Here is a 10,354-nt window from a genome sequence, read left to right on the forward strand (position 1 = left end):
ATTCATGAAAAACCTATTTATCTTGTTGTTGTGTTGCGTGTGCGTGGCATGCGCGAAATATCCGGGAGTACCGGAAAAATACCATGCGTTACTGGACAAAGCTTTGGAAAAAGCGGGTGCTAATCAAACCGAGCTCGTGAAAGCTCTGAAGACTGCCGCACCCGAGATGAAAGAAGGGGTTGCTTTCCTTATTGCTTATATGCCGGAGCGTGATTTGACTTCCATGACAGGCGACGATTTGTTGTCGAACGTTCAATTGGCTTACGAGGCTCGAAATCGTTTTGCTTGGGCGAAGAGCGTGCCGGATTCAATTTTCTTGAATGACGTGTTGCCGTACGCTTCCTTGAACGAAACTCGCGAGAATTGGCGTGCCGATTTTTACAGGCGATTCGCCCCGTACGTGGAGAATTGTAAAACGTTGGACGAGGCGATTGCTGCCGTGAACAGGAATATTCGGGATGAGGTAAAGGTGGATTACAACACCGGCCGCGAAAAACCGGACCAGAGTCCGTTCGAGTCCATGCGCCAGAATATGGCTTCTTGTAGCGGGTTGTCTATTTTGTTGACGGATGCTTTCCGTTCTGTCGGGATTCCGTCGCGCATTGCCGGTACTGCCAACTGGCATGACAATCGCGGAAACCATAACTGGTGTGAGGTGTGGTTGGACGGGAAATGGTACTTCACGGAGTATTATCCCAACAAGTTGGATCGTTCATGGTTCCTTGCCGATGCCGGGAAAGCGGACCCGAATGACCGTATGCACGCTATCTGGGCTTCCTCTTTCAAACCGACCGGGGAGAGTTTCCCGCTCGTGTGGGATTTCAACATCAAGTATGTACCCGCGTTAAACGTGACTCAACGCTACCTTGATATTTACAAGCAAGTGTATAACGAGCAACTGGAAGGCGGAAATTACGTGAAGATGAAAGTGATGATGTACAAAGACAAGCGTAATACGCGCAAGTCGGACGACCGGGTTGCAGCCAACGTGGACATTTTCTGCGGTAAAGACCAGATCGGTGGCGGACGTACAGCCGGCCCCAGACAGGATATGAATGACGTGTTGGAGTTTGTCGTGGAAAAGAATAAAGAATACACCTTGTATTATTTCGATAAAGACGGGAAGTGGGTCGGAGAGAACGTGAAAGTGAAAGAAAAACCGGTAGAGGTGAAACTGCATCTGTAAAGAATGAAATATTCTAAATAGAAAATCCCGGAAGCGTAAACTTCCGGGATTTTTCTTGAATTATTATTTGTGTTACAATAATTGCCTTTTTTAATAAAATATCCCTATATTTGAGCGATAGGTGGTAAAGCTTTGTGCGTCGATGTTTTATTAAAATTCAAGCTATGAATCTACATGACATTTTACATGTTGCCTTGTACGAGGCGAAGCAACAGCGTAGGCAATGGGAATTTCGTTTATTTGTTTTTATTGCGGTGATTGGTATAACGTTGTACCAGTTCTTTTTGCAAGGGCAGGGCTACTGCTCGAACTGGAAGATGGTGGCTTTGCCTTGTTCCGTACCGCTGGTGAATGCTTACTTGTATAGTGTTGTGCAATCGCTGTTCGTGATTCTGATGGTTACCGATTTTCCTCGCCGGGAAAAGTTGGGCGGGGCGCTTGACCCTATTCATGCCCGCCCGATGGAGAACGGGGAATACACGTGGGGAAGGGTGTTGGGTAATATGATACTTTTCGGTGCGGTGAACCTGCTCGTGATGTTGTGCTGCGTCTTTTTCGTGAACTTGAATAGTATGGCGCCTCTCGGTATCCAATATTATATATTCTATTTCGTCACCTTGAACATCCCGTCGCTGGTCTTCGTGATGGGGTTGAGCTTGTGGTTATCACGGGTGTTCAGGTGGCGTTACCTGACTATGGTGCTTTTGTTCTTGTGGTGTGTGGTATCTGTTATCTGGTTGCCTTATCGGTTGCACGGGATACTGGATTTCTTGGGTACAGGAGTACCTAACTTGTTCTCGGGCGTGACGGGACACGTGGGATTGTGGTATTACCTGTTGCATCGGCTGGGTTTCCTATTGCTGGGACTGGGACTTTTGGCTTATAGCGTGCGGGGCGTGGAACGCCTGCCAAGTACCGTGAAGCAAGTGAGGCGTTACTCGCTCGGGGGCGTGACGCTTGTCGTGTCGGGGCTTCTTTGCGGGGTGGTGATGGCGGTAAGTTATATACCTGCCCGGAATGCCCGTGAAAGTTACCGGGAGAGTTTCCGGAAACATTGGCTCGGCATGCCTTGTCATGTCAGCAGCCACGATATTACGCTGAGGCAGGAAGGTGAGAATCTTGATGTGCGTAGTGATCTGGTGGTATGCAACCTGAATGGCAAGGAGGTGAAACAGCCGCTTCTCTTCCTGAACCCGGGATTGCGTGTGACTGCGTTGGAGGAAAACGGGCGGGCGTTGCCTTTCACTCGGGACGGGCAGGTACTTGTTATCGATCGTTCCTTGGCAAGTGGCGATACCTTGCGTTTGCGGGTGTCATATTCCGGTAGGATCGATGAACGATTTACCGATTTGCATATACCGGATGATAGTTACGAGGATAGTTTCCGGTTTGACAATTTCTTTCCCACGGGACGGCGGAGCGCTTTCGTATCGGATGATTATCTTCTGGTGACCTCCGCTTGCGGGTGGTATCCGACGGCATTGCCTCCCGTGAACCCGGTATACCCGGTATGCAGCGGCAAGGATATGACCCGTTTTCGCTTGACCGTGGCTCATCCCCGGCAGCGGGAGTTGTTTTCCCAGGGGATCGCTTCCACCGGGGCGGATTCTTCTTATTTCCGTCCTTCCCACGTCCTGTCCGGGATTTCGCTTTGCGGGGGACAATTTGAAACGGTGGAATTGGATATTGACAGTATGAAATTTGTCGTGTCGTCTTTCGGGATTCCGGCTCCCTTGTCGGAGCATTTCGAGGCTCTCGACTTGAATGGAATCAAAGGGTACTTTGAGTACTTTTTTAAACCCGTGATGAAATTCGTCGATTTGAGTTGGTACGAGAAGGAGCAACCTTGTTATCGCTTGATAGAAACCCCACTTCCTTTTCGAACCGAGTTTAACGAGGGGCGATTGATTAGCGGGCAAATGGAGCCGGGTGTGGTATTTTTGCCGGAAAAGGAATTCGATATGAAACTTATGACGGTGTTGAATATGCCCATCGAGGAACCGGAACCGGATCTGGCATTTCTCGGTGAAGGTGTGGCGCTTCCTGAGCGAACGCCTTGGGCGGCTGGACACATGAGTATGTTATTCGGTAGTGTGGATAATCTATTTGACAATCATGAATGTAGCCATCCGATACTGCAGTTGGGTTTTGATCGGGAACGAACCGGGTTCAATCTTTGGAATATACATACGTTGTTCGCATCCCCTCGTTTGTCTGTTTATTCCGAGAAATATCCTTATGTTGGCGTGTTGATCGACAAGTTATATTCCGAGCGCAAATTTATACTCGGGCACGTGGGGATGTACGTTCCGCCGGAAGATGCCCGAAAAATCAATGCGTACGCACGGGAGCACAGTCTGGAAGAAGCCTTCCTCGAGCGGGGATTTCCGCGGGTATTGCTGGCTGGGATGATGCTGTCGAACGTTCGGGATCTCGTGAATTATCTCGGGTTGGAGGTTTCCGTGGATTCCCTTTTCAGAGCTTTGGATGACATTTATCATACCCGTTCCGGGGTGATTCATTTTGACGAATTATCGCGGGTATTGGGCGAGCGGGTTGGAGGTGATCTGGAACGGGTGTTCGAGAAATGGATCGGGGTTCGGCATGACCAATATTTTAAAGTAGCCGATATGAACAGTTATTTTTACCCGGATGATAAAGTGTATGGGCCGGGATGGATAGAGATTGAGGCGAAGGTCATGAATTGCGGAAAAGAAGGAGGCTTCGTGTACATGGATATGAGCGAGAAAGGGGAGAAAAAATATTATAGTTGTTACGTGGAGCCGGGAAAGGCGAAGGCTTTTTATATGGCACGGCGGGTGGAAAGGGCGTATGATTTGTACGGGAATTTCAACTCGGGAATGTCAATCAATCGACCTGTCGACTTCGAGTTCGTGCACGGGGAAAGAAGTAAACCCGCGGGGTTGGCGGAAACCCCGGGAAGATGGGTAGATACGGATATTGCGGCATTCCTGCCTGACCCGAATGTGACCGTGGTGGACGACACGGACGAGGGGTTCTCGTTTGACGACCGGGCTAACCAGACGATCTTGCAAAAATGGTTCGGGGTTAGCCGGGAAGAAGTTTTCGGTCTTGTCGGGCGGCAAGAACTGCGCTATTGGACTCCCGTGATCAGGAACAATTACGAGGGGGATTCCCTTCGGCGGGCGTATTTCAAGAGCTTCGGCAAGGGCGATTGTTCTGCAACGTGGACTGCCCGCTTGAAAGAAAAAGGGAAATACCGGGTGATGGTTAAGACCAACTTGGAAAAAATAAGTTATGGAGAAATGGGCTTGGATTACTCCGATTTCACTTTAGCTTACACGATAAAACACGGGGATCAAGAGGAAAAGATCGACTTTAACATGGGTGAAGGGGTAGAAAACAGAACGATTGACGACTGGATGGTTCTCGGGGAATTCGATTTTCCGGCGGGGGAGGTCAGCGTGATTCTTTCGGATAAAGACGATCGGGGACGAAAAGATATCGTGATTATGGCGGATGCCGTGAAGTGGGTGAGAATGTAGGAAGTTTGTAAAGTACATGAAGTCTATAAGGTCAATAGACCTGCGGTGCTTTGTCCACGGCTGCTCGGGTTGCCGTTAAACTCTGTCCAAAGGACACCCGTGTTTTATGGACTAATAAAAGGGACGAAAGTCCCTTTTATTAATTTTTCGGTGTCGTGGATATTACTTCCAGACTATTGGCGTTTATCGTGACATAAACTTCTTTGTTGCCTTGTTCTACCTCGAAGATGTAGACATTCGTTCCGTCGGCTCTTTCTTCATAATCGATGTCGTCGATGCGATAATTGGCGTATGCCGAGGTTTTCAGAACGTTCATCACGTTGGTGGGGACTTCACTTTGGCGAACTTCCCATGTCGTGACCACCCACTCGTTCTTGTGGTTGAATACCACGTCTTTTTTGAGACGGTTGTCGATGATTTCTATTTTCAACAGTCCTTTTTCCTGATCAATTTCCACGATGTTTGCTTGCGGGTATTTTTGTTTGATGAATTGCAGGACGGTTTGGGGCATCGTTTCCGGGAAATAGCCTTTGTTTTCTTTGTCCATTACCGTTTTCACGAGAGTACCGTTTTCAAGGTAATGCAGGTCTACTTCCTGTTCGCCGAGTTCCACCTCGATGATGTAAAGGGTTTCCATACCGTCTCTCTCGAGTTTATCCACGTCTTCCACTTTCCATTTGGCATATTCCCCGGTTTCAAAACTGTTACGGATAACGGCGGGCAGAGAGCGGAAGGATACGTCGCTTTCCGTCATCACCCATTTGCCGTTGTTGTCGAACCAAGCTTCTGCTTCCGTGAATCCGATGCGGAATTCGGCGACTTGATACGTGTTCTTCACTTCCCATTCCACTTGTTTGGCTTTCGGGTACTTGGCCTTAAACGCGTTCACGATGTTCTTGGCGGGGACGTAGCCGTCGCTTTTGCAACTGCTGAAAGCGAACATGGAGGAGAGCATGATTATTGCAGCGATAAATGTTGTTTTCATAATTTCATGTTAGTTTTTGTTTTACAATATAGCTTTTCACTCCTTTTACGTGTGATTACTTCACGATGTTTCCTTCCATGTCCACGGTTACGTAAATATCTCGGTCATTTTCTTTCTCCAATTCGAATACATACACATCGCCATTAGGTCTTTCCTCGTATTCGATGTCGTCGATTTTGTAGCCTTTATGATTTTGACTAATAGCGTTATTAATAGTGGTCATCACTTCTGTTGGAACTTCCGACTGTCTTACGTCCCATGAGGTGTACAACCATTCGTTTTGGGCGTTGAAGTGTACTTCTTTGGACTTACCCTCGTGGCGGATATCAATCTCTGTGATACCTTTCTCAACGTCTATATCCAATATCACGGCTCCCGGATAGCGGTTGTCGATATCTGTCTTTAACGCTTCGGGGACAGTTGTCGGGCGGTGTTCGTCATTGTTGTCCGTGTCTTCCACGGCCTTGAGGAGCGTGCCGTCTGCCGCGTAGTGCAGGTCAAATTCCTGTTTCCCTTGTTCTACCTCGATCACGTACACGGGTTCCATCTCCACTCGTTCGAGCATATCCACGTCGTCAATTTTCCAATCCTTGTACTCGCTTGCTTGAAATGCTGACTGTACTTCTGCCGGGAGATCGGTGTAGCGGATGTCGCTTTCGGTCATTACCCATTCTCCTTGCGCGTTGATCCAAGCCTCTCTTTCGATACCCTCGAGATAGAAGTCTGCCACGTAATGGTCATATTTCTTTTCCCACTCCACGCGTTGGGCGTTCGGGTACTTGGTGATAAATGCTTCCTGTATCTTCCCGTCCGGGGTGTAGTTGTCGTCGTTATCATCACAGCTCGTGAAAGCGAAACCTGATAATAAAAGTGCGGTAAAAAGAAAATTCTTTGTTCTCATAGCTTTTTATTTTTAATGTTCATGTATTAATTCAATTTCTGAGAACAAAGTAAAGGGGCAATTTGGGAAAGATTTGGGAAAAAAGAGAGGAATTGAAAAATTTTAGATTTTTACCGTGAAATGATGCATCCCGTCGTACGAGTAGGTGATACGGATGCCATAAAGATTTGCGATGCTTTGCACGATGGCAAGTCCCAGCCCTGTGGAGTCCGGTTTCTTGTTGTCGGCTTGATAGAAGCGGGTGAAAAGGCGGGAATTATCCAAAGGTTTTCCTTCGCCACTGTTGGAAATGGTGATTTGATAAGGAAGTATGCTGACCATAATTTCGCCGTTTACCGGAGTGTGTATCATGGCATTTTTGAGCAGGTTTGTCACGAGGGTATTGGCTAAAGATTCGTTTGCGCGAATCTTGCAGATGCCCGTTTCCTCGAGGTGTACCCGGAGTTTCTTGTGTTCGTATATTTCTTGAAAATCCTCGATAAGTTCTCGAATGATCGGGTTGAGTTCTACCTCTTTCTCGTTGTGGAATTGCCCGTTTTCAATGCGGGAAAGGAACAACAGGGATTTGTTGAGTTTAATGATGCGTTCCACGTTGCGGTGAATATCGGCAATTTCTTGCAATTGTTCCTCGGTACAGTCCGGTCTTTCGGCGAAGAGTTCGAGTTTGTTGCGGCATATTGCCAACGGGGTTTGCAACTCGTGGGAGGCGTTCCCGATGAATTGCTTCTGTTGGGAATACATTTCTTCGCTCCGTAGAGTCATTTTGCGTATCGTGTCGTTTAACTGGTTGAATTCTTTGATTTTCGTGGGATTGTCCAACGGGGGATTCTTTTCCCCGAGAGTAAATGTATTGAGCCAGCGAAGCAGCTTGTAGAAAGGCGACAGGCTCCGGCGAAACACGAGCTCGGATACGAGTATAATACACACGAGAAGGGTGAAATAGAGAATGATAATCCATTGCAGGATGGCCTCGATCATATCGTCCTGTTCCAGCGTGGAGATCATGACAGTCAACTCGTAGAATCTCTTGTCCTGTCCCCGGAATGCGGTTTTTAGTACCCGCACGGGGTCGAATTCCAGTTCTGTCTCGTAGAAGCGGGTGGAGTCGAAATAGCGTTCCCGGTAATGGATGGCTTCTTCCTCGGGTATTTCCTTGAGCATGTATTGGCTCATCAGATCGTTATGATTGTCAATGGCGGATGTATCCGTGAGTACCTGACGGATGATAAGGTTTTTATAGTTTTCAAGACTATCGTCCGTTTCATCAAGAATCTCATCGAGTATGTTAAAATAGAAAAGACAAGCCCATGCAGTGAGGATGATGATCAACACGACAGAGAGTTTGCTTATGGTATAGTGGATGAGTTTCATGCTTCCGGGGTGGTTATCAGTTTATAGCCGAAGCCGTAAACGGCTTTGATTTCCGGAATAGCTTCGGCTTGTTTCATTTTCTTGCGTAGATTTTTTACTTGGGAGTAAATAAAATCCAGACTGTCTGCCTGATCGATGTTGTCGCCCCAAACGGATTCCGCGAGAGTGGTTTTATTGATCAGGCGGTCGGGATTAGCGACAAAATAATACAAAAGGTCAAATTCTTTACGGTTCAATTTCAGTTCATTACCATCAATAAAGACGGTGTGATTGTCGGGGTAGACAATTAGATTGCCGATCTCTATTTTGATATCCCCGTCGTTTTGTTTTCTCCGGATGACGGACTTTACCCTGGCGTGGAGTTCCGCCAGATGGAAAGGTTTTGCCAGATAATCGTCCGCGCCGAGGTCTAGCCCTGTCACCTTATCTTCAATGGAGTCTTTCGCGGAAACAATGATAACGCTTTCGCGTTTGCGTAGTTTTTTCAGTTCCTCGAGGATCGACAGTCCGTTGCCACCGGGAAGCATGATGTCCAGCAGGATGCAATCATAGTCGTAATCATTGATTTTCTGCAATGCCGTGGCGTAGTCCGTGGCGGTTTCCACGATAAAACGTTCTTTTTCGAGTGATTGTGTCATCACTTCCCGTAATCCTTTTTCATCTTCGACAATCAGTATCTTCATGGCTTTCCGGTTTTAGTCTACACAAAAATAGAAAAATATTCTGGAAAGAATTAGGAATAAAGCGGTAGAACAAACGCATTTTCACGCGTTTACTCTGTGTGATGGCTTTGTCGTGTGGTTATTTATCTATTATTTGTTATATTTGTGCATGATTGTTAAAATATAGTATATGAAAAATGTATTGTGGTTTGTTTTGATATTTGCCCTGTTCGGGTGTACGGGGAAGAGAGGGAAGTTCGAGGGCGTCTTCGAGGGGGAGCCTCGTGTGAATCCGCCTTACGTGGTGGGGAATTATCCCGGTACGGAGTTTATTTTCGCTATTCCGACTTCGGGTGAGCGTCCCATGACTTGGACGGCGGAAGGGTTACCGGGGGGATTGACCTTGAATGGCGAGACTGGAATTATACGGGGTATCGTGGAGAATGCCGGGGAGTATAAGGTGAAGATTACGGCTACTAATAAGCTGGGAAGCAGGGTGATCGAGTTGAAAATACAGATTGGCAAGGAGTTGGCGCTGACGCCGGTGATGGGGTGGAATAGTTGGAATACTTTCGGACAAGATTTGACGGAAGCCTTGGTTATCGAAACGGCAGAGGCGATGATCGCGAACGGAATGCGTGATTTGGGATATAATTACATTAATATTGACGATTTGTGGCAGTTGAAAGAGAGAGGGGCGGACGGGCATATTGTCATTGACTCGACGAAGTTTCCAAGAGGAATAAAATATGTTGCCGATTACCTGCACGAGAGAGGATTCCGTTTAGGTATCTATTCGGACGCCTCGAAATATACTTGCGCGGGCGTGTGCGGAAGTTACGGCTTCGAGGAAATAGATGCCCGTGATTTCGCCGAGTGGGGAGTGGACTTGTTGAAATACGATTATTGTGGTGCTCCGGCATCACGGGATACGGCGATTGCACGTTACCGGAAGATGGGGGAGGCTCTGCGGGCTACCGATCGTTCGATTATTTACAGTGTTTGCGAGTGGGGACGTCGTGAGCCGTGGGAGTGGGCGAGAGAAGTCGGCGGGCATTATTGGCGTACAACGGAGGATATTCGTGACGCTTGGGATTTGAGAGAATCGGGAACAGGATTATACGGCATACTGGATATTATTGACAAGAACGCTAAATTGGCCGATTACGCTTTCCCGGGGGCATGGAATGACCCAGATATGTTGGTTGTCGGAATTTGCGGGAAGAGTTCGAGTATTAACTCCGGCGACGTGCAATATGGTTGTAATTTAAAAGAGTATCGTACACACATGAGTATGTGGTGTATGATGGCCGCTCCCCTGTTATGCGGGAACGATGTTCGGAATATGCCCGACTCTGTTTTAAGAATATTGACAAATCCGGAGATTATCGCGATTAATCAAGATGTGCTAGGACTGCAAGGGAGAATGATGAAGAAAGAGGGAAATTGCGAGATATGGATGAAACCGCTGGATGGCGGGCGTGTCGCTTTAGCCGTGATGAATCGGGGGGATGAACCGGAAGAGGTCGTGGTACCATTGGATTTATTGGGATTCGGGAAAGCGTTCGTGCGAGATGTCTGGTTACATCAGAACGTGGGAGAATTTGAGCAATTGAAACTCAATTTAGAACCGCACGTGACAGCCGTATTTAAGCTGGAATAGAAATAAAGGGACTGTCTAACAATAAAATGTTGGCAGTCCTCTTTTTTTCTTTTCCTATA

The 10,354-nt window shown here is 47.5% G+C and carries 7 protein-coding genes; 3 read left to right on the forward strand and 4 right to left on the reverse strand.

Annotated features, from left to right (window positions below; genetic code table 11):
• Window positions 1–4 precede the first annotated feature (4 nt).
• Together L0M98_RS22125 and L0M98_RS22130 are read left to right on the forward strand one after the other, a co-directional pair.
• The gene (locus L0M98_RS22125; RefSeq protein ID WP_186975187.1) at window positions 5–1,186 is read left to right on the forward strand and encodes a transglutaminase-like domain-containing protein; all 1,182 of its coding nucleotides are present in this window, start codon (window positions 5–7) and stop codon (window positions 1,184–1,186) included.
• Window positions 1,187–1,350: 164 nt separating this feature from the next.
• Complete coding sequence (locus L0M98_RS22130; RefSeq protein WP_227217849.1) at window positions 1,351–4,713, forward strand: hypothetical protein; 3,363 nt, start codon at window positions 1,351–1,353, stop codon at window positions 4,711–4,713.
• Between the two features lie 139 nt (window positions 4,714–4,852).
• Here L0M98_RS22130 and L0M98_RS22135 read toward each other — a convergent pair whose 3' ends face one another.
• The 4 genes from L0M98_RS22135 to L0M98_RS22150 all read right to left on the reverse strand — a co-directional run bounded on the left by L0M98_RS22135 (window position 4,853) and on the right by L0M98_RS22150 (window position 8,653).
• Complete coding sequence (locus L0M98_RS22135; RefSeq protein WP_099292163.1) at window positions 4,853–5,698, reverse strand: PepSY-like domain-containing protein; 846 nt, start codon at window positions 5,696–5,698, stop codon at window positions 4,853–4,855.
• A 55-nt stretch (window positions 5,699–5,753) separates the two neighbouring features.
• Complete coding sequence (locus tag L0M98_RS22140; protein WP_227217850.1) at window positions 5,754–6,599, reverse strand: PepSY-like domain-containing protein; 846 nt, start codon at window positions 6,597–6,599, stop codon at window positions 5,754–5,756.
• A 102-nt stretch (window positions 6,600–6,701) separates the two neighbouring features.
• Complete coding sequence (locus L0M98_RS22145) at window positions 6,702–7,970, reverse strand: type IX secretion system histidine kinase PorY (RefSeq protein WP_227217851.1); 1,269 nt, start codon at window positions 7,968–7,970, stop codon at window positions 6,702–6,704.
• A complete protein-coding gene (locus L0M98_RS22150; RefSeq protein ID WP_099292166.1) occupies window positions 7,967–8,653 on the reverse strand; it encodes a response regulator transcription factor in 687 nt (228 codons plus the stop codon). The genes L0M98_RS22145 and L0M98_RS22150 overlap by 4 nt, the downstream gene beginning before the upstream one ends.
• Before the next feature lie 169 nt (window positions 8,654–8,822).
• On the opposite strand from L0M98_RS22150, the gene L0M98_RS22155 reads away from it, so the two are divergent.
• Window positions 8,823–10,295, forward strand: a complete 1,473-nt coding sequence (locus L0M98_RS22155; RefSeq protein WP_227217852.1) for a putative Ig domain-containing protein — start codon at window positions 8,823–8,825, stop codon at window positions 10,293–10,295.
• The last annotated feature ends 59 nt before the right edge of the window (window positions 10,296–10,354 follow it).

Source organism: Butyricimonas sp. DFI.6.44 (assembly GCF_022132345.1).
Classification (GTDB): Bacteria; Bacteroidota; Bacteroidia; order Bacteroidales; family Marinifilaceae; genus Butyricimonas; species Butyricimonas muris.